A 19778-nucleotide genomic window follows, 5' to 3' on the forward strand; every position below is an offset into this window, starting at 1 on the left:
AGTCTCCGCGAGTGAGCCCGGTACCGACTTCGGTACCGGGCTCAGTCAGCAGGTCATGGCACGTGCGAATCGGCGCTTGCGACTCGGCGCTTCGGCCACGGCTCAGTCGGCGAGATCGGCCGCGAGGTTCGCCAGGTTGGTGAGCAGGGCCGCGCCGCGCCGCGAGTGGTCGTAGCCCGCGAGCGGGTAACCGTTGCTCAGACAGGCGAAGGACAGGCCGGACTCCGGGTCCATGAAGCCCAGTTGGTACGCCGCTCCGGCGCTGCCGAAGAGCAACGGTGAGCCCGTGGACGGCAGTTGGCTGCCCGCGTCCGGACCGGCCACGGTGACGAACAACCCCATGCTCGTACGCCGCCCACTGCCGCCCCCGTAGATCTGTTCACCGTGCGGGTGCTCGGTGAGGCGGATCCGGGTGCCCTCCGCCACCGCTTCCGGCTTCCACAGGCCCGAGTGTTCCAGCGCCTGGAAGTACAGGGCGACATCGGCGGCGGTGGCGACCAGTGCGTGACTCGGCTCCCCGGCCGCCAGCACGCGCGGGTCGGACAGGTACCAGGGTCCCCACGGGTCGGGGTCCTGGTCGTCGTCCGTACGGTCGGTGGCGATCATCGGGGCGACGGTGCCGGGCTGTCGCTCCACGGGGACGCCGAGTTCGATCGAGGACAGGCCCAGCGGGCGGGCGATCCGTTCGTGCAGGTAGTCGGCGAAGGTCAGGCCCGTACGCCGCTCGACGATCTCGGCGATCAGCCAGGCCGCCGAGGTGAGGTGGAACTGGAAGCGGCTGCCCGGCGGGTAGTCGAGCCGCCAGCGGCCGAACGCGGCGAGCCGCTGCTCGCGGTCGAGAGTCTTCGGGTACCCGAGCGGTGCGAAGGGGAAGCCGGCAGTGTGCGTGAGGACCTGCTCTACCGTCACCTCCTCCTTCCCGTTGGGCGCGAACTCCGGGATGATCGCGGCGACTTGCTCGCCCACGTCCAGCAGCCCGTCGCCGACCAGCTTCCACACGGCGCCCCCGACGATCGACCGTCCGACGGACTGCAGGATGTACCGGGTGTCCGGACGGGCGTCGCCCCAGGTCTCGAAGGCCACCAGCCGGCCGCCGCGGGCGACGGCGACCTGCGCGGACGGCAGCGGTCCGTGGTCGACCTCCAGCCGGATCCTGCGCAGCAGTACGTCGAGCCGACGCGGGTCGACGCCGACGGTCTCCGGGGCGACGACGGAGTGGTCAAGTGTCATACGAGTCTCCCTTGTTCCCCGGTGTTCTCCGGCGCTTCCCGCAGGTCGCGGCGTACGACCTTGCCGTTGGCGTTGCGCGGCAGCTCGTCCACGAACCACCAGCGGACGGGCACCTTGAACCCGGAGAGGCGGTCGCGGGCGAACGCCCTGAGCGCCGCCGGTTCCGGTGGGTCGCCCGAGTCGACGGGTACGACGAAGGCGACGACGGTCTGGCCGAGCCGGTCGTCCGGCGCGCCGGCGACCGCCACGTCCGCGATGCCGGGGTGCGCGGCCAGAACCGTCTCCACCTCCAGCGGGTGGACGTTCTCGCCACCTCGGATGATCATGTCGGTGCGTCGGCCGGACAGGTAGAGATAGCCGTCCTCCGACACCCGGCCGAGGTCGCCGCTGTGCAGCCAGCCCTCGGCGTCCACGCGGAAGAGATGGTCGGCGCGGGCGTGGATCTCGCCGACCCCGTCCGGCCCGGCGTCGCGGACCCGCAGTTCGACGCCGGGGGCAGCCCGTCCGACGGACCGCAGCAGTGCGGTGTGTCCGGCGACCGCCTCGCGATGGTCCTCGGGGGTGAGCACGCTGATGGGCGAACCCTCGGTCTGCCCGAACATGTTGAGCATCCGGACGCCGGGCATCGCCTCGTACGTGCGCCGCAGTGTGCCGGGGCGGATGGGCGCGCCGCCGTACTGGAGGACGCGCAGCCCTTCGTGGCGGGCCTGACCGGCCGCCAGCAGCGTTTCCAGCATCGCGGGGACCATGCTGGTGTGGGTGGTGCCGAGTTCCCGCAGCAGGGCCCAGCCCTCGACGGTGAAGCGCGGCAGACCGGTGATCAGCGCGCCGGCGGCGAGGGCGACGGCGATGTTGCCGAGGCCCGCGATGTGGTGGAAGGGCGCGCTGCCTCCGTAGAAGCTGTCCGGGTCGAGCGCGCAGAGCCGGCCGTTGACATGCGCGCGGGCTGCCAGCCGCCGCTGAGTCATGGGGACGGGCTTGGGGATGCCGGTCGTCCCGGAGGTGTGCAGGACTGCGGCGAGAGCGTCGGGCTCGGCAGTCAACGCCCGTCCGCTCGGGCGCAGTTCGGGGACGACCACGGCCGGGCAGCCGACCAGTCGGGCGACATGCTCACCGAGTTCGGCGAACTCCGGCTGGGCGAGAAGGAGTTGGGAACCCGAGGCCTTGACCACCGCCGCGATCTCGTACGGGGTCGCACGCACGCCGAGCGGGGCGAGCGGATGGCCCGATCCCGCGCCGCCGACGACCAGCGCGAGAGCGTCGGCGGAGGTGGCGATCAGCGCGGGTACCGGCTCGCCGGGGGCGAGGCCGAGCGTGTCCAGCAGGTCGGCCGCGCCGCCCGCCCGGTCGAGGAGTTCGCGTCCTGTCCAGCTCAGGTCGCGGAACCGGACGGCGGGACGCGCGTGGTCGTAGGCACGGCTCACCATCGCGGTCCAGGTGGGTGCCGCTACGGCCTTCGGCGCGCCGCCCATCGGTTCAGGGCTCCAGCCGGGCCGCCGCGATGCCGGTGACCACTTCGGCGCCGTTCTGGTTGACGGTGCGCACGGAGAAGTGGGCGACCGGTCCGGCCGGTGTGTCCTCAAGGGACTCGACGGTCGCCGTGGCCGTCAGGGTGTCCCCGGGCCAGACCTGGGCCTTGAAGCGCACGCCGAAGGTCAGCAGTGCCTCGGTGCCCACCCAGTCGGTGAGGACCCGGCCGGTCATGCCCATCGTGAGCATTCCATGGGCGAACACGCCGGGATATCCCGCGACTTCGGTGGCGAACCTCTCGTCGGTGTGCAGCGGGTTGTAGTCGCCCGACGCGCCCGCGTACTGCACGATCCGGGTGCGCTTCAGGTCCTCGACCAGCACGCTCTCCCGGGTCTCACCGACCTTGATGCCGTCCGCGCTCAGGCTCATCGTGCGTCCTTCGGGGTTGCCGGGCCCTCGGGCACCACGGCCACGGTCCGGGCGCTCACGACGGGTTCGCCGGCGGCGTCCCGGTACTCGGTGACGCGCTCGCTGAACAGCAGGCGGCCGGTGCGGCCCTGCTTCTCCCAGCTGCGTCCGGGAACGGTGGTCGCGTACAGGGTCTCCCCCGCGCGCACCGGGCGGTGGTACTCGAAGTGCTGCTCGGCGTGCAGCCCGCCGCCGCCTTCGGGCATCACCCCGGGACCGCTCCCCGACCCGAACCACTCCTCGCCCTGCCTGGGCCGCAGGCGATGGTCGGGGTCGTACTGAGCGCTCGCCATCATGAAGGTGGGCGGCGCGAGTGCGGTCTCACCCTGGTGAGCCGGGGTCTCGTCGCCGATGGCCCGGGCGAACATCATGATGTGCCCGGCCTCGACGGGGAACGGCTGCCCTGTCATCGTCCAGTCTCCTCGGTCGGTACGGCGGTCAGTACGGCGGTTAGTACGACGCGCCGCGTGGCGGGTCAGTACGGCGGGTCAGTACGGCAGGAAGGCGTCGCGGGTGGCCTCGTCCGGGTCGAAGTCGGGAGGCAGTCCCTCGAACTTCGGCTCCCGCTTCTCCACGAAACTGGCGACGCCCTCGCGGAAGTCCGGCGAGCCCGCGAAGAACTCCATGGCGGAGTAGGAGCGGGCGAGCGCCCCGGTGAAGTCGCGGTCGAGGTCGCCGTACACCTGGTGGCGTACGACGGCCATGGCGCGCGGGGAGCAGTTGCGGGCGATGTCGCGGGCGTAGGAGCGGGCGGCATCGAGCAGGTCCTCCGGCTCCACGACGCGGCTGACGAGGCCGAGTTCCTTCGCCTCGTCAGCGTCGAAGACCCGGCCGGACAGCAGCAGGTCGAGCGCGTTCTCCAGGCCTACGACGCGTGGCAGCACGTACGACATGTTGTACTCGCCGGCCAGGCCGCGGCGGGTGAAGGCGGTCGTGAAGCGCGCTCCGCGGGCGGCGAAGCGGATGTCGCAGATGAGTGCCTGGACCAGGCCGATGCCCGCGCAGGCGCCGTTGACGGCGGCGATCAGGGGCTTCGGCATGTTCCGCCTGCTGTACATGGGGACGCGGGCCTGGAGGTTGAGGGACTGGCCCGGCTGTGCGTTCTGTTCCAGCCTCTGGACGTCCATGCCGGGGCAGAACGCCCGGCCCGCGCCCGTGATGACCACGACGCGGACGGCGGGGTCCTCGGCGGCTTCGTCGAGGAGCGCGAAGAAGCGGCGCTCCATGGGGATGCTCCACGCGTTCTTACGCTCGGGCCGGTTGAGGGTGACGGTGGCGACGCCGTCCTCGTCGACCTCGTAGAGCACCAGATCCTGGTCCTGGTCCCGGTCCTGGGTGGGCTCCTCGGACATCACGTCACTCCTCGGTCAACGGTTCGATGGGGTCACCGACGCCCGGCCGCTCCCCCGAGATGGTCACCACCACCTGGCCCCGGGCGCAGATGCGTCCGTCGGGCATCCGCACGTCGACATCGGCGAAGTGCAGTCGGCGGCCCCGTCTGACGCACCGCGCGAAGGCGACGGCCTCCCGGCCCCGGGCGGGCGCGAGGTACTGGACCGACATCGACACGGTGCTGAGCCGGCTCCCCTTCTGGAAGTCGTGCCCGGCGATCACGGCTCCGGCGCCCGCCGTGTCGATGAGCGCCGAGATCACTCCGCCGTGGAAGACGCCTTCGTGGGCGGAGAGCGCCTCGGCGTACGGAAGTGCCACCTCGACGCCGTCGGGGTCCCAACGGAGCATGCGCATACGGCAGTTGCGGTTGAACGCGACCCCACGTTCCCAGCGGGCCCGGAACCACGCACGGCGTTGGCGCTGCTCCTGGTCGGTGAGGGTCCTCGCCGCGACGGTCATCCGCACGCCCTCCGGTCTCGGCCTGCCCGGCCGATCGATATAGTTACATGAATAGAATAGTTGAAGCAATCGTACGGGACGAACCCGAGCTCCAGATGTATTATTTATATAACTCATTAGCTCGCTCGTCACGGGGTGCTCCGGCACGGAGTACTCCCCCAGAGGGAGGCCCCTCGATGCCGTCGACCGCCCTGGCCGGAGTACGCGTCCTCGACCTTTCCCGCATCCTCGCGGCCCCGCTGGCCACCCAGATGCTGGCCGACCTCGGCGCGGAGGTGATCAAGGTCGAGCGCCCCGGGACGGGCGACGACTCACGGACGTACGGGCCACCCTTCGCGGCCGGCCCCGAGGGCGACCGCAGGGACACGGCCGCCTTCTACCTCTCCTGCAACCGCAACAAGCAGTCGGTCACCGTCAACCACGCCACCGACGAGGGCCAGGCGCTGATCCGCGCCCTCGCCGCCCGCTCGGACGTCCTCGTCGAGAACTTCCGCGCGGGGACACTGGCGAAGTACGGCCTCGACCACGAGAGCCTGCGCGAGCTCAACCCGCGCCTGGTGTACCTGTCGGTCACCGGCTTCGGCCAGACCGGACCGTACGCAGCCCGCCCGGGCTACGACGGCATCTTCCAGGCCATGTCCGGGATGATGAGCGTCTCCGGACACCCCGACGAGCCGATGAAGGTCGGGGTCAGCATGGTCGACATCCTCACCGGGCTGTACGCCTCCACGGCCGTCCTGGCGGCGCTGCGACACCGGGACGCCACCGGCGAGGGCCAGTTCATCGACCTCTCCCTGCTGGACTGCGGGCTCGCCTCACTGTCGCACTTCGCGATGAACTACCTCGTGTCCGGGGAGGTTCCGCAGCGGCGCGGCAACGGTGGCTACGGCGGGGTCCCTTCACAGGCCTTCCTGTGCAAGGACAAGCCGGTGTTCCTCGTCGCGGGCAACGACAAGCAGTTCGCCGCGTTCTGTGCTGCGGCCGGGCGCAGCGACCTCCTTCAGGATCCGCGGTTCGGTACCACCTCCGCGCGGATCGCCCATCGTTCGGAGATCCTGCCTGTGCTCGAAGAGATCATGCTGACCCGCACGCGGGACGAGTGGCTCGTTGTTCTGGACGAACACGACGTCCCTGCCGGGCCGTTCAACGAGATGCCCGAGGTTTTCGCCGACCCCCAGATCAAGCATCGGGGGATGCTGGTTGACGTCGAGGACCCCGTGTCCGGGCGCCTCCCGCTCCTCGCCAACCCGATCCGCTTCACGGCGACCCCCGTCGAGGACTACGCCCCGCCGCCCGGCCTCGGCGAGCACACCGCCGAAGTCCTGGGCCGGCTGGCGGGGGTGACGGAGGGTCAGTTGGCGGGGTTGCGGGCGCGGGGGGTCGTGTGAGGCGGCGGAGCATTCGGCGGGGCCTTTGTTCCGGTTGAAAGACGGTGAGCTCGCGCTGGGCTGGACCGTGGTCGGGTGTCGGCCAGGACGCGTCGACGGCCACCTGTCGGTGGACGGACATGTGCTCAGCACGAGAGGTCTGCGCTCCGTATGGGTGCGCGGGCCCGGCGAACCGGCCGTGCACGCGGCACACCCCTCGCCGTGGCTGACCGCCGAGACCCGTCAGGGCCCTGTTCGGATTGGTCTCTGCAGATCCATTGGCGACGGAGTCGTTCCCGCCTATCGCGGCCCCGACGGTTCGGCCGGCCGGTTCGGCGGAGCCTTGGCATTCTTGGCGGCGGCTGCCGCGACGGTTGCCAGGTCTTCGCCCGAGAAACCGGCGCGGCTCAGCACTGCCAGAGATTTGTTCGTTGCCAGCGTGCACAACGCCAGCTCTGCCGCCTCCTGATCATCGGCCCCCGCCGCCAGCAACGCCCGCTCCAGCATCGCCCGCAAACCGTCGATCATGGCGCGGACCATCGCCCGGCCCTCCGCGTCGAGGGCCGGGAGCTGCGTTGCCGACACCGTGAGCAGGCAGCCATCCGGGACCGTCGGGTCGGCGATGCGGTTCAGGGTGACCTGCAGGTAGGCGGCCACAACGGCGCTCGGGCTCGGGTGGGGGCCGGACAGTGCCTGGTCGTACAGCGGGTGGTAGGTCTGCGCGTACCGTTGGAGGCTTTTCCGGAAGAGGGTGCTCTTGTCGCCGAAGGTGCCGTAGAGCGAGCTCCGGCCCAGGCCCGTGCTCTCGGTCAGGCGGTCGATCGAGGCCTCCGAATAGCCCCAGCGCCAGAAGACGTACATCGCGCGTCGTAGCGCCTCGTCCACGTCGAATTGCTTGCGGCCCGCCATGGTTCGTCAGCCTACACATCTTGCACCGATCGTTTCAAGATGCGTATGGTCGTCGGTATGACAAGTTGCACTGATCGTTCCATGATGAGTACGGCCGACGGCACGACAGGCTTGAGTTCGCTGCGGCTGCCCGACGGGTTCACCGACGTCTTCACCAGCCGGCTCGTGGAGGCGAACGCGCTGCGGCTGCACGTGGTCACCGGTGGGGACGGCCCGGCGCTGCTGCTGATCGGCGGGTGGCCCCAGACCTGGTACGCCTGGCGGGAGGTGATGCCCGCGCTCGCCCGCCGGCACACCGTCGTCGCCGTCGACTCGCGCGGGGCCGGGCTCTCGGACAAGCCCGACGACGGGTACGACGCCGGCACGCTGTCCGCCGATCTGGTCGCGTTGATGGCCGCGCTCGGGCACGACCGGTTCGACGTGGTCGGCCACGACATCGGTACGTGGACCGGATATGCCCTCGCCGCCGATCACCCCGAGCGGGTGGGCCGGCTCGCCATCCTCGAAGCAGTGATCCCCGGTCTCACGCCGTCCCCGCCGTTCTTCGGCCCGGCCGCGGTCAATCTGAAGCTCTGGCAGTTCGGCTTCAACCGGCTCACCGACCTCAACGAGGAGCTGGTCCGGGGGCGGGAGCGGCTCTTCTTCGGCTACCAGTTCGCCAAGAAGGCAGCCACCCCGGACGCGATCCCCGCGTACGCCGTCGACGTCTACGTCGACGCGATCACCGCGGATCCTCGCGCGCTGCGGGCGAGCTTCGCGTACTACCGGGCGCTGGACGAGACGATCGCGCAGAACGAGCAGCGCAAGAAGACCCGGCTGACGCTGCCGGTGCTCGCCCTCGGCGGCGCGCTGTGGAGCGGCGCGAATACCGCCCAGACGATGCGGCTGGCGGCCGACGACGTCACGGGGGTCGTCCTCGACGACTGCGGCCATTACCCGGCCGAGGAGCAGCCGGCGCGGTTCGTCGAGGTCCTGGAGGACTTCCTCGTGGCCAACCGGTAGCAGGCACGCCACACAGCTGAACTTCGCGAACGACAGGCGGAGCTTCACAAACTCCGCTACGTCGTCGAGCGGGCCTTCGCCCTCCTCCACCAGTTCAAACGCCTCGCCACCCGATGGGAACGCCGCCTCGAACTCCACGACGCCTTCGTCCCCCGGCAGGCAGCCTCATCTGCCGGCGACGCCTCAAGAAGGCCCACCCATGATCCTCTTACGAGCTCTTATCCGCCGTGTTCTTCGGTGAGAACAGCGAACCGGCTCATCGCTGCCATGGAAGCCAACAGCCGCCACTGACAACGCTCTTGTTCCCGGGCCCCCGGCACGTAGCGGTCCAGGTGGCCGGTAGTGACGAGTAAGTCCCAGCTTTCGGGCCGTCCCTGGGCGGTCCGGGGCCGCTCGACGGCGTTGCCCGGCATCCACACCGACCAACCGCGGACACCAGGTCACCCGATCAGCGTCCGGCCCCCCTCCAGCATCAGCGTCGCCCCCGTCAGATACGCCATGTCGTCGCTGACCAGCGCGGCCACCGCTCGGCCGATGTCCGCCTCCGGGGCCCCGAGCCGGCCCAACGGAATCTCGTGGGCGAGCTCTGCCGCCTTCTGCGGGTGCGCGGCCAGGTACTCCTCCGCCGCCGGACTGAGCGCGGCGGGGCAGACGACGTTCACGCGGATCCCGTACGCACCCCACTCCCTCGCGGCAACCCGGGTCAGCCCGCGGATCGCCTCCTTGGCCATCGCGTAAGCCGCGAAGGTAACCTCGCCCTGCACAGCTGCCGAGGAGCCGAGATTCACGACGCTCCCGCGGCTGTCCCTGAGGTGGGGCAGGGCCGCCTGCATCGCATGGAACACGGCCAACGGCCCGCTGCGATAGGTGAGTTCGACATCCTCGTACGACGTCTTCTCCAGCCGTCGCTGGACCGAGGACTGGGCGTTGTTGACGAGCACGTCGAGCCCGCCGAACTCCCGCACGGTCTCGGCCACCATGCGGTCGACGTCGGCACGGTCGCCCACGTCCCCGACGCTGATGTACGCGCTCCCACCGCGCTCGGCGATCTCCCCGGCGGTGTCCTTGAGCTTGCTCTCGGTACGGCCGGTGATCACCACGGCCGCCCCCTCGGCGGCCAGCGCGAGCGCGATGCCGCGGCCGACCCCCTGTCCTCCACCGGTGACGAGAGCCGTCTTCCCGGCCAGCCGTGTGCCTCGCTGCATCACATGTCCTTCCAGAAGGGCGCCCATGAGGGAAAGGCGTCCGGCAGCGCCGGTTCTCCGGACCCCTCCCAGCCGTTGAAGCCCACGGCCTGAGGGCGCTCGGTCACGTCGGCCGCGTACCAGTGCTGCTCGCGGCGGCGGGAGAAGTACCACTCGCCGTCCACGCGCGCGTAGTCGTCCCGGTAGCAGATCGCCATCACGATCCACCGGTCCCCCACCTCGTGCTCGGCACGGCAGTAGACGGCACCGGTCGCCGTGTCGCGGTCGGTGAACTCGACGCGGTGTCCGCAGATCTGGTGCACCGACCGGCGGAAGCCCCGGACGAGGGGCTCGATGTACGCCCGCAGCGCTTCCCGGCCCCGGCCGTGCCGGCCCATCTCCACGTCCGGCCGGAAGCAGCCGGCCCAGGCGTCGAGGTCGCGGGCATCCACGGCGAGCGCGTAGCGGACGGGCAGTTGCTGGATGGCGAGATGGGACTCGATGCGGTCGATGCGGTCCTCCAAGGACCGTCCCGTGGCATGCGACAACTGCCGACCCACTGCGTCGCTCATGGCCGGGGCTCCTTCGGCAGGCCGAGGACCTGTTCCCCGATGATGTTCCGCTGGATCTCGCTCGACCCGCCGTAGATCGTCTCCGCGAGTGACAGGAGGAAGGAGCGCTGCCGGGTGTCCAGGGCGTAGTCCTCGTCGACGATCTGCCCGGCGGGTCCGGCCAACTCCATGGCCAGATGGCCGAGTTGCTGGTGCCGGGTCGAGGCGTACAGCTTGGCCGTGGTGGCCTGCGGTCCCGGCGCGCGGCCCGCGGTCAGTTCGGCGATGGTCCGCAGGTTGGTGGTGCGCATGATGCGTACGGAGATCCAGGCGTCCACGATCCGGCGGCGCAGCATCGGATCGTCGAGCGCGCCGCGCTCGCGGGCCAGGCCGATCAGGGCCTCGGCCTCCCGCTCGAAGGCGAGCTGCTGGGGCAGCAGGGTGGTGCCGCGTTCGATGCCGAGGGTGGCCATCGCCGTGCGCCAGCCCTGGCCGACCTCGCCCACGACCATGTCGGCGTCGGTGCGTGCGTCGGAGAGGAAGACCTCGGCGAACTCGTCCTGGCCCGCGAGATTGCGGATGGACCGGATCTCCACGCCCGGCTGGTCGGCCGGGACGAGCAGCATCGTCAGCCCCTTGTGCCGCCGGGAGTCGGGGTCGGTGCGCGTGAGGACGTAGAGCCAGTCGGCGTGGATGCCGAAGGAGGTCCACACCTTCTGCCCGTTGACCACCCACTCGCCCCCGCTCTCGACGCCGATCGGGCGGGAGGTGCCCTCGAAGGAGGTGCCCCCGTCGTCGCGCTCGGCCCGCGTGCGCACGGAGGCCAGATCGGAGCCGGCGCCCGGCTCGCTGAAGCCCTGGCCCCAGAGTTCCTCGACGGAGAGGATCGGCGGCAGGAAGCGCTTCTTCTGCGCCTCGCTGCCCATCGCGAGGAGCATCGGCCCGAGGAGGTCGAGGGCGTTGCCGGTGGCCCGGTAGGGGGCGTTCGCGCGGGCGTACTCGTACTCGAAGACGATCTCCTCGAGGAGCCCGAGCCCCCGTCCGCCGTACTCCCGCGGCCAGCCGACCCCCAGCCAGTTCCCGGCCGCCAGCTCGCGGTCCCAGGCGAGGCGGACCTCCCAGGCCGCCCCGTCGGTGGGACCACCCACGCCCCGGTGCTCGGCGAACTCCCCCATGAGGTGTTCGGCCAGCCAGTCCCGCAGCTCGTCGCGGAAGTCGCGTACCGCGGGCCCGAAGTCCAGCTCCATGCCAGCTCCTTTGCCGGTGATCAGATGCCGAGCCGGGCGGCGAGCAGCTCCCGGTGGTACGACGGTGTGCCGAGCAGCACCTCGGAGCTCTTGGCCCGCTTGAGGTACAGGTGCGCGAGGTGCTCCCAGGTGAAGCCGATGCCGCCGTGGACCTGGATGTTGTCGCCGGCCACCTTCGTGAAGGCCTCCGAGCAGAACGCCTGGGCAAGGGCCGCCGAGATCGCGGTCTCCGTCTCGTCGCCCGCGTCCAGCGCCCACAGTCCGCCGTACGCGGCCGAGCGGGCGGACTCGATCTCCACGAGCATGTCGGCGCACTTGTGCTTGATCCCCTGGAACGAGCCGATGGGCCGTCCGTACTGCTCGCGGATCCTGGCGTACTCCACGGCGGCGTCCAGCGCGGCGGCCGCTCCCCCGACCTGTTCGGCGGCGAGCAGTACGGAGGCTGTGGCGAGGGTGCGTTCGAGGGCCGGCCAGGCCGCGCCCTCGGGGCCCAGCAGGCGGGCGGGAGTGTTCGTGAACTCCACCCGTGCCTGCTTACGTGTCTGGTCGAGCGTCGGGAGGGGCGTGCGGGCGAGACCCGGTGCTTCGGCCTCGACGGCGAAGAGGCTGATGCCGGAGGGGGTGCGGGCGGCGACCAGGAGCAGGTCGGCGAGGTGCCCGTCGAGGACGTACGTCTTCACGCCGGTCAGCCGCCAGCCGCCCGCCTTGTCATGGGCGGTGAGCCGGATGCCCGCCTCGTCCCACCGGCCGTTCTCCTCGGTGAGCGCGAGCGTGGCGACGGTCTCGCCGGACGCCATGCCCGGGAGAAGGTCGCCGCGGGCCCTCTCGTCGTCGCAGCGCAGCAGTGTCTCGGCGGCCAGGGCGACGGTGGCGAAGTACGGCGCGCACAGCAGCGCGCGGCCCGTCTCCTCGAAGACGACGCCGAGGTCGACGTAGCCGAAGCCCGAGCCGCCGTACTTCTCCGGCACGGCGAGTCCCTGCAGGCCGATCTCCGTGGCCATCCGCCGCCAGACGACCGGGTCGTACCCGGTCGGGTCCGCGGCCAGGCGGCGCACGTCGGCCTCCGTGGCGTGCTTGGTGAGGAACGACCGTACAACCTTGCGCAGTTCGTCCTGTTCCTCGCTGAAGGTGAGATCCATGCCGCGCTTCCCGTCCTCGGTGCGAAGCGGTTGACGACCGCTTGCTAGCCCACCCCTCGATACAGTTAGATAATTATAGTATCCGCACTGAATACACCAGGAGCGCGACGTGACCGATCTCTACGACCAGTTCACGAGCCTGACGTTCGAGCGGCCCGCGTCCGGCGTGCTCCGTATCGTGCTCGACGCCCCGAACCTCAACGCCGTGGATCCTCGGATGCACGGTGAGCTCGCCGATGTCTGGGCTGTCGTGGACCGTGACGAGCAGACGCGTGCGGTGCTGGTCCAGGGAGCGGGCAAGGCGTTCTCGGCCGGCGGGACCTTCGACTCCATCGAGGCCATGACCGGGGACTACGCGGTGCGGGCCCGGGTCATGCGCGAGGCACGGGACATGGTGTACGGAGTGATCAACTGTTCCAAACCGGTGGTCTCCGCGATTCACGGCCCGGCCGTCGGAGCCGGGCTGGTCGTCGGCATGCTGGCGGACATCTCCATCGCCGGGCGCAGGGCGAAGATCGTCGACGGGCACACGCGACTCGGGGTCGCTGCCGGTGATCACGCCGCCATCTGCTGGCCGCTGCTGTGCGGTATGGCCAAGGCCAAGTACTACCTGCTGACCTGCGAGACGCTCACCGGCGAGGAGGCCGAGCGCATCGGCCTGGTGTCGAAGTGCGTGGACGACGAGGACGTGCACGCGGAGGGTCTGCGGGTGGCGACCGCCCTGGCCGCCGGGCCCGCCAGCGCCATCAGCTGGACCAAGCGGTCCCTCAACCACTGGTACCGCACCGCTCAGCCGATCTTCGAGGCCTCGCTGGGGCTCGAGTTCTTCGGGTTCGGCGGACACGAGGTCGTCGAAGGACTGGCCGCCCATCGCGAGAAGCGCGCCCCGGACTTCGAGGGCGTGGCGGACAAGCACCCGATCGACCTCTGACCTACGGGCGTCCACCGACCGACGCCCAGAGACAGCCGCTGACACCAACGGACGCCCGCAGACGCCTGCGAACGCCACGAATGCCTGAGGAGCCGCCATGACATCGGAGCACACCGCCACCGAGATCCCGCCGCTGGTCAAGGGGATGACGTACGAGGAGATGCCGAAGGGCCAGGTTTTCCGGACCGCCCGCCGCACCGTCACCGAGACGGACCTGGTCAACTTCATCACCTGGGGCGGCTTCAACGAGCCGCTCTTCTGGGACGCCTCGCACGCAGCGGACGGCGGCTACACGGGCCGGCTGGTCCCGGGGGCGCTGACGTACTGCATCGCCGAGGGACTCGTACTCCAGACGAACGTGCTGCACGGGACGGGCCTGGCCTTCCTGCACATGGAACTGACCGTGCAGGGGCCGGTGTACGTCGGCGACACGCTGTACGCCGTCGTGGAGACCACGGACTCCCGCCCCTCCAGCAAGCCCGGCCGGGGTGTGGTGACCAGCCGGATCACCGTACGCAACCAGCGGGACGAGGACGTGCTCGTCTACACCCCGGTGCGACTGATCCGGGGCAGGGACTACGGGGCTCCGACGCTCTGAGCGCGGGGCCCGGTCGGCACCAGCGTCAGGCCGGCCGCTGCACTGGACGGGACCGGGCCCGCGAACGCCCCTCCACGCACCCAGTCCGAGGGCATCGGCGGACGCGGCGGGGGCTCGTGGTCCGGGACCGCCATCGCGTAGAGGCGGGTGTAGCGGAACTTCGCCTCCAGGTTGTCGAGCACCGACCAGTACTCATAGCCGCAGACGGGCACACCTCGTGCGATCACCCGGCCCAGCCAGGAGAGCCTGGCGCGCAGCAGTGCCCTGCGCCGGGTGTCGTCGCTGTGCCCCGTCTCGTCGACCAGGTCCAGATCGCCCATGCCGTTGTCGATGACGGACAGTGGGGGCAGGAGCTCTCCGTACAGGTCGTGGAGGTCCGCGACGGCGTCGGCGAGCGCCTCGGGGATGAGGGGCCAGCCGTACGCCGTCGTCTCCACATCGTCGAACGGGGTGATCGCGAACCCGAGGCCGACGAGCAGTCGGTTCACCTCGTTGAGGGTGCCCAGGCATTTGTCGGCCGGCAGTACGTGGGGCAGGTTCTCCGGTGCGGTGACGCGGAAGGGCGTGTGCCAGGAGAGGCCCAGCATGTCCTGGGCGGTGGCGATGATCTCCAGGTCCCCGGGGTGTACGCAGCCGGTGGCCTCGACCGGGGAGACGTCGTCCTCGGTCACCATGTGCTCGCCGAGCAGCATGGGGTCCAGGAAGAGGCGGTTGGTCCAGCTCTCCAGGCGTTCCAGGGCGAGGCGGTCGAAGGGGTCGTCGGTGGCCGGGTAGCCGCCGACGAGGGTGACCGTGGTGCCGATGCGGCCGCTCGCGCCGGCGGCCCTGAGTGCCTGGGTCGCGAGTCCGCCTGCGAGCAGAATGTGGTGGACCGTGGAGAGGCCCGCGCGGCCGATGCCCCGGCCCGGTGTGTACATCCCGGCCACGTGGTCCGCGAGGGTGGGCCCGGCGAGGTCGGTGGAGGTGATCCAGCGCGTCACGCGGTCGCCGAAGCGGCGGCCCAGCTCGGCGGCGTAGGCGGCGAAGTGTTCCGCGGTGTCGCGGGCAAGCCAGCCGCCGGAAGCCTCCAGCCAGGGCGGCAATGAGCGGTCGAGCAGTGTCAGGCCGGGCTTCAGACCGAGTTCGAGCAGCGAGTCGAGGGCGCGGTCGCAGCGGTCCAGGGCCTGCCGGTCCCAGGCGCCGGGGCCGTCGGGCTGCAGCCGTGGCCAGCCGGCCACCATCCGGTGCGCGTCGGGAGCGACGCCGACCAGCTGCCGGACGTCGTCGGTCCACTGCCTGAAGTGCCCGCCGCGCTCGGGCGGGGGCGGCGGCGGGGCCGCGATGGTGTCCGCGGTGGCGACTCCCCAGTCGACACCACGGAAGGATTCGTACAGGAAACCATCGCTCATGGTCACCGTCCAGGGCGTAATGGTTTAACGCATTCAACTGAATGAACGCCGTGCGGACGCTAACACTTCAGGGAAACTACGACAATGTTTCGGACAGATCTCATCAATTCGTAAGGCGCCGAGAGACAACCACTCGACCCTTGCCGAGCTTGTCGAGGCCGGTGTTGATGGCCGCGTGGCAGTCCCGGACCGTGGGACAGAGTGGCGTTTCGGCCATGATCCGGTCGGAGGTCGGGGCTACTCGCCGAAGGGCCGGAACTCCTCGTCCTGCCACCAGGGGTGCACGGCCGGCATGTCCTTGCTGACCCGGCCGGGGAACTCGGGCGGCCGCTTGGCGAGGAACGACTCGACACCCTCCACCGGGTCCGGGCCGCCGCCGATCTGGCTCATGATCCGCGAGTCCAGGCGGTGCGCGGCCATCGGGTGGGACTCGCCGAGCATCCGCCACATCATCTGGCGCGACAGGGCGACCGAGATCGCCGAGGTGTTCTCGGCGATCTCACGGGCGAGTTCGTACGCCGCGGGCAGCAGCCCCTCCGGCGGGTGGACGGAGCGGACCAGCCCGGCGGAGAGGGCCTCGTCGGGGCCGAAGACGCGGCCCGTCGCCACCCATTCCATGGCCCGCTGCATCCCCACGGCCCGCGGCAGGAACCAGCTCGCGGCGGACTCCGGCACGATGCCGCGGCGCGCGAAGACGAAGCCGAACTTGGCCGAGGTCGACGCCAGCCGGATGTCCATGGGCAGGGTCATGCTGGCCCCGACGCCCGCCGCCGGGCCGTTGATCGCCGCGATCACGGGCTTGTTGCTGGAGTAGATCCGCAGCGCGACCCGGCCGCCGGTGTCCCGGTGCCAGGCGCCCGCCTTTCGATGGTCGAAGGACGAGCCGCCGGAGCTGACGTCGGCGCCCGCACAGAAGCCGCGGCCCGCTCCGGTCACCACCACCACGCGTACCTCGTCGTCGGCGTCGGCCGCGTCCAGGACGTCCAGCAGGTCGCGCATCATCTGCGGATTGAAGGCGTTCAGCTTCGCCGGCCGGTTGAGGGTGACCGTGAGAATCCGGTCCGCCACCTCGGCCCGCACGGTCTCGTACTCCTGCTCCGGCATGCCCGTCCTCCGTCAGCCTCGTCGCCTAGGGCCTGTCTGACAATTCCCGTCGTCGCCCGGAGGGCGGCCTCGGCGTCAGGTGCGTGCTCTCGGCGTGCCGGGCGTAGAGCCTCGTACTGGACGTACTTGGCTCTGCGCCCGGTGCGGCGAGAGTGCGTGCATGGCGTCGTGAGGCTGGGGGCACCTCCCGGCCGGAGGCTGGGGGAGGGAATTGTCAGACAGGCCCTGGCGGCCGGCCTCGTCACCCTGCGACCGGTTCCCAGTTAGCTTAATTAGTTATAGCATTACACTCTACTGACTCATTGATGGATTGCGGCGGTGCGGACATGACTGATCCGGCGGATCTGGTGGTGACCTCCCACGGGGCGGTCCGGCTGATCGAGCTGAACCGGCCGGACCAGCTCAACTCGATGAGCGAGGAGCTGCACTCCGGTCTCGCGTCGGTGTGGGACACACTCGCCGACGACCCGGAAGCACGAGTGGTCGTACTCACCGGTCGCGGGCGGGCGTTCAGCGCCGGGGGCAACTTCGACATCATGACCCGGGTCCAGCGCGACCGGGCCTTCCGGGAGCGGAACGTCGAAGAGGCCAGGCGGATCATCACCGGCCTGGTCCGCTGCCCTCTGCCGGTGATCGCGGCGGTCAACGGGCCCGCCGTGGGCCTCGGCTGCAGCCTGGCCCTGCTGAGCGACCTCGTACTGATCGCCGACGACGCCTACATCAGCGACCCGCACGTCCAGGTCGGGCTGGTCGCGGGCGACGGCGGGGCACTCGTCCTGCCCCTGCTGGTCGGTCTGACCCGGGCGAAGGAACTGCTGTTCCTCGGCGACCGGGTGGGGGCCGACGAGGCCGTCCGGCTGGGCATCGCCAACCGTGTCGTACCGAAGGACAAGGTGCTGGACGAGGCCATGGACCTGGCGAGGCGGGTTGCCGCCCTGCCCGCGCGGGCTCTGCGCGAGACCAAGCGGGCGGTGAACCTCCACCTGGAGCAGGCCATGAACTCCGTGCTGGAACCTGCCCTGCTCGCCGAGCGGGACACCATGCACGACCCGGACCACATCGCCGTCGTCGAGAAGATCATCGCGTCGCGCGGCGGTCGCCGGACCGTCGAGAAGGGCTGAGGGGCATGGACTTCGCGTTCAGCGAGGAGCAGGAGGAACTGCGACGCACAGTGCGGGCGTTCCTCGCGGACACCTCCCCCGAGACCGAGACGCGGCGTCTGATGGAGACCCCGGAGGGCTTCGACCGGGCACTGTGGCGCCGGATGGGAACGGAGCTCGGACTCCAGGGGCTTGCCGTCCCCGAGGAGTACGGCGGTGCGGGGTGCGGGCCGGTCGAAGTCGGCGTGGTGATGGAGGAGTTGGGGCGGGCGCTGCTGTGCGCGCCGTTCCTGGCCTCGGCCGTGCTCGCGACCACGACTCTGCTGCGCTGCGACGACGAGGACGCCCGCAAGCGACTGCTTCCTGGCCTGGCCTCGGGCGAGCTGGTCGGGACGCTGGCCCTGACCGAGGGCTCTCCCCCAGGCCCTGGCGGCCCGGGAGGTGCCCCCACCCGCTGGGACGCCGAGGGGATCCGGCTCACCGCCCGCGAGGCGGCGGGGAGTTGGCTCCTGAACGGGCACAAGATGTTCGTGCTCGACGGCGCCGCCGCCGATGTCGTCCTCACCGTGGCCCGTACCGGCGAAGGCATCGGCGTGTTCTGGGTGGACGGCGTCGCGGCCGGGCTGACCCGTGAGCCCCTGCCCACGATGGACCCCACCCGCAGACAGGCACGTCTCGACTACCACGACGTACCGGCGACGCGGCTCCGTACGAGCAGGGGCGACGGCTGGGACCTGGTGTCGGAGGTGCTCGACCGGGCCGCGGTGACACTCGCCGCCGAGCAGGTCGGAGTGGCGTCCCGCGCGCTCGGCATGGCGGTGGAGTACGCCAAGGTGCGGCACCAGTTCGGGCGGCCCATCGGCTCCTTCCAGGCCATCAAGCACCTCTTGGCGGACGTCCTGCTGGAGGTGGAGTCGGCCCGCGCCGCCGCGCACTACGCGCTGCTCGCGGCCGAGAACGAGGACCCGGAACTGCCCGCCGTGGCAAGCCTGGCCAAGGCGTTCTGCTCCGACGCCTGTCTGCGGGCGACGGAGCAGAACATCCAGGTCCACGGGGGCATCGGCTTCACGTGGGAACACCCGGCCCACCTGTATCTGAAGCGGGCCAAGACATCACAACTGCTGTTCGGCGATCCGGCGTACCACCGGGAACTGCTCGTGCAGCGCATCGGCATGGACAGCAGCCCGAACGCGGTCGGAGGAGCGGAATGAAGGTCGACGGGAAGCTCAATGTGTGGCGCACCGCCGAGGTGGTCGAGGAGGCCCGGCACCATGAGAAGGCCGGCTATGACGGACTGTGGGGCTCGGAGTCCAAGCACGACCCCTTCCTGCCGCTGCTGCTGGCGGCCGAGCACACCGACCGGCTCGAGGTGGGTACGGCCATCGCGGTGGCCTTCGCCCGCTCGCCCATGCAACTCGCTTACACCGCCCACGACTTGCAGACCTATTCCGGCGGGCGCTTCGTGCTGGGCCTCGGCAGCCAGATCAAGCCGCACATCGAGCGGCGTTTCGCCATGCCGTGGAGCCGGCCCGCGGCTCGTATGCGGGAGTACGTGAGCGCGCTGCGCGCCATCTGGGCCGCCTGGAACGAGGGCGAGAAGCTCGATTTCCGCGGCGACTTCTACACGCACACGCTGATGTCCCCGTTCTTCTCTCCCCCGCCCGCTCCCGGTGGTGCGCCCCAGGTCTTCGTGGCCGCCGTCGGGGAGGCGATGACCCGGGTGGCGGGCGAGGTGGCGGACGGCCTCCTCGCGCACGGCTTCACCACCGAGCGGTATCTGCGGGAGGTCACTCTGCCGACCGTCGAGACCGGGCTGGCGAAGTCGGGCCGTACGCGCGGCGACTTCTCCGTCTCCCATCTGCTGCTGACCGCGACCGGCCGGACCGAGGAGGAGCTGGCCCGCGCGGTGGACGGCACCCGGCGCCAGATCGCGTTCTACGGCAGCACCCCCGCCTACCGCGGTGTCCTGGAGCTGCACGGCTGGGGCGAACTCGGCGACGAGCTCAACGCGTTGTCGAAGTCGGACCGCGCCGACAAGTGGGAGGCGATGGGCGGGCTCGTCGACGACGACGTACTGCACACCTTCGCGGTGGTGGCGGAGCCGCAGCGCGTGGCGGGCGAGATCCGCCGCCGGTACGGGTCGCTGGTGGACCGGGTGTCCTTCTACACCGCGTACGAGATCGACGCCGAGGTGTGGGAGCCGATCGTGCAGGAACTGCACGGCAGCTGACGGCCGCAC

Annotated in this window: 20 protein-coding genes; 7 read left to right on the forward strand and 13 right to left on the reverse strand. The window is 70.6% G+C overall.

The genetic code is table 11. The features are described 5' to 3' along the window. Positions 1 to 102: 102 nt before the first annotated feature. From QF035_RS04655 to QF035_RS04680, 6 genes are all read right to left on the reverse strand, one after another. On the reverse strand, positions 103 to 1230 hold the full coding sequence (locus tag QF035_RS04655) for a serine hydrolase domain-containing protein (RefSeq protein WP_307518327.1): 1128 nt from the start codon (positions 1228 to 1230) through the stop codon (positions 103 to 105). Next, the gene (locus tag QF035_RS04660; protein ID WP_307518329.1) at positions 1227 to 2702 is read right to left on the reverse strand and encodes a class I adenylate-forming enzyme family protein; all 1476 of its coding nucleotides are present in this window, start codon (positions 2700 to 2702) and stop codon (positions 1227 to 1229) included. The genes QF035_RS04655 and QF035_RS04660 overlap by 4 nt, the downstream gene beginning before the upstream one ends. Before the next feature lie 4 nt (positions 2703 to 2706). Beyond that, positions 2707 to 3129: a MaoC/PaaZ C-terminal domain-containing protein gene (locus tag QF035_RS04665; protein WP_307518331.1), complete on the reverse strand. Its 423-nt coding sequence runs from the start codon at positions 3127 to 3129 to the stop codon at positions 2707 to 2709. Further along, the gene (locus QF035_RS04670; protein WP_307518333.1) at positions 3126 to 3578 is read right to left on the reverse strand and encodes an FAS1-like dehydratase domain-containing protein; all 453 of its coding nucleotides are present in this window, start codon (positions 3576 to 3578) and stop codon (positions 3126 to 3128) included. The genes QF035_RS04665 and QF035_RS04670 overlap by 4 nt, the downstream gene beginning before the upstream one ends. Positions 3579 to 3656: 78 nt before the next feature. Further along, positions 3657 to 4520: an enoyl-CoA hydratase-related protein gene (locus QF035_RS04675; protein ID WP_307518334.1), complete on the reverse strand. Its 864-nt coding sequence runs from the start codon at positions 4518 to 4520 to the stop codon at positions 3657 to 3659. Positions 4521 to 4524: 4 nt separating this feature from the next. Then, entirely contained in the window at positions 4525 to 5019 is a 495-nt protein-coding gene (locus QF035_RS04680) for a PaaI family thioesterase (RefSeq protein WP_307518336.1), read from the reverse strand. A gap of 176 nt (positions 5020 to 5195) precedes the next feature. Here QF035_RS04680 and QF035_RS04685 point away from each other — a divergent pair, with 176 nt between their 5' ends. Beyond that, positions 5196 to 6407 carry a CaiB/BaiF CoA transferase family protein gene (locus QF035_RS04685; RefSeq protein ID WP_307518338.1) on the forward strand — a complete coding sequence of 404 codons (1212 nt, stop codon included), beginning with the start codon at positions 5196 to 5198 and terminating at the stop codon, positions 6405 to 6407. Between the two features lie 279 nt (positions 6408 to 6686). Here the strand turns inward: QF035_RS04685 and QF035_RS04690 are convergent, their stop codons facing one another. Further along, positions 6687 to 7295, reverse strand: coding sequence for a TetR/AcrR family transcriptional regulator (locus QF035_RS04690; RefSeq protein ID WP_307518340.1), 609 nt, complete (start codon positions 7293 to 7295; stop codon positions 6687 to 6689). 57 nt (positions 7296 to 7352) lie between these two features. Between QF035_RS04690 and QF035_RS04695 the strand changes: the two genes are divergently transcribed. Then, positions 7353 to 8297 carry an alpha/beta fold hydrolase gene (locus QF035_RS04695; RefSeq protein ID WP_307518342.1) on the forward strand — a complete coding sequence of 315 codons (945 nt, stop codon included), beginning with the start codon at positions 7353 to 7355 and terminating at the stop codon, positions 8295 to 8297. A 440-nt stretch (positions 8298 to 8737) separates the two neighbouring features. Here QF035_RS04695 and QF035_RS04705 read toward each other — a convergent pair whose 3' ends face one another. From QF035_RS04705 to QF035_RS04720, 4 genes are read right to left on the reverse strand one after another with little or no spacing between them, the layout of a single operon-like run. Continuing rightward, positions 8738 to 9502, reverse strand: a complete 765-nt coding sequence (locus QF035_RS04705) for an SDR family NAD(P)-dependent oxidoreductase (RefSeq protein WP_307518343.1) — start codon at positions 9500 to 9502, stop codon at positions 8738 to 8740. After that, a complete protein-coding gene (locus QF035_RS04710) occupies positions 9502 to 10053 on the reverse strand; it encodes a nuclear transport factor 2 family protein (RefSeq protein ID WP_307518345.1) in 552 nt (183 codons plus the stop codon). Before QF035_RS04710 ends, QF035_RS04705 begins: the two co-directional genes overlap by 1 nt. Further along, entirely contained in the window at positions 10050 to 11279 is a 1230-nt protein-coding gene (locus QF035_RS04715; protein ID WP_307518347.1) for an acyl-CoA dehydrogenase family protein, read from the reverse strand. The genes QF035_RS04710 and QF035_RS04715 overlap by 4 nt, the downstream gene beginning before the upstream one ends. A gap of 20 nt (positions 11280 to 11299) precedes the next feature. Next, positions 11300 to 12418, reverse strand: a complete 1119-nt coding sequence (locus QF035_RS04720; RefSeq protein WP_307518349.1) for an acyl-CoA dehydrogenase family protein — start codon at positions 12416 to 12418, stop codon at positions 11300 to 11302. Positions 12419 to 12527: 109 nt separating this feature from the next. Between QF035_RS04720 and QF035_RS04725 the strand changes: the two genes are divergently transcribed. Further along, on the forward strand, positions 12528 to 13349 hold the full coding sequence (locus tag QF035_RS04725) for an enoyl-CoA hydratase/isomerase family protein (protein ID WP_307518351.1): 822 nt from the start codon (positions 12528 to 12530) through the stop codon (positions 13347 to 13349). A gap of 97 nt (positions 13350 to 13446) precedes the next feature. After that, entirely contained in the window at positions 13447 to 13947 is a 501-nt protein-coding gene (locus QF035_RS04730) for a MaoC family dehydratase (RefSeq protein ID WP_269652044.1), read from the forward strand. Here the strand turns inward: QF035_RS04730 and QF035_RS04735 are convergent. Next, positions 13926 to 15335, reverse strand: coding sequence for a family 1 glycosylhydrolase (locus QF035_RS04735; RefSeq protein WP_307518353.1), 1410 nt, complete (start codon positions 15333 to 15335; stop codon positions 13926 to 13928). The two genes, QF035_RS04730 and QF035_RS04735, sit on opposite strands and share 22 nt — an antisense overlap. A gap of 237 nt (positions 15336 to 15572) precedes the next feature. Further along, a complete protein-coding gene (locus QF035_RS04740; RefSeq protein WP_307518355.1) occupies positions 15573 to 16439 on the reverse strand; it encodes a crotonase/enoyl-CoA hydratase family protein in 867 nt (288 codons plus the stop codon). A 326-nt stretch (positions 16440 to 16765) separates the two neighbouring features. Between QF035_RS04740 and QF035_RS04745 the strand changes: the two genes are divergently transcribed. From QF035_RS04745 to QF035_RS04755, 3 genes are read left to right on the forward strand one after another with little or no spacing between them, the layout of a single operon-like run. After that, positions 16766 to 17560: an enoyl-CoA hydratase/isomerase family protein gene (locus QF035_RS04745; protein WP_307518357.1), complete on the forward strand. Its 795-nt coding sequence runs from the start codon at positions 16766 to 16768 to the stop codon at positions 17558 to 17560. Positions 17561 to 17565: 5 nt separating this feature from the next. Next, a complete protein-coding gene (locus QF035_RS04750; RefSeq protein WP_307518359.1) occupies positions 17566 to 18750 on the forward strand; it encodes an acyl-CoA dehydrogenase family protein in 1185 nt (394 codons plus the stop codon). Continuing rightward, on the forward strand, positions 18747 to 19769 hold the full coding sequence (locus QF035_RS04755) for an LLM class F420-dependent oxidoreductase (RefSeq protein WP_307518361.1): 1023 nt from the start codon (positions 18747 to 18749) through the stop codon (positions 19767 to 19769). The genes QF035_RS04750 and QF035_RS04755 overlap by 4 nt, the downstream gene beginning before the upstream one ends. The last annotated feature ends 9 nt before the right edge of the window (positions 19770 to 19778 follow it).

Source organism: Streptomyces umbrinus (assembly GCF_030817415.1).
In the GTDB taxonomy this organism is placed as follows: domain Bacteria; phylum Actinomycetota; class Actinomycetes; order Streptomycetales; family Streptomycetaceae; genus Streptomyces; species Streptomyces umbrinus_A.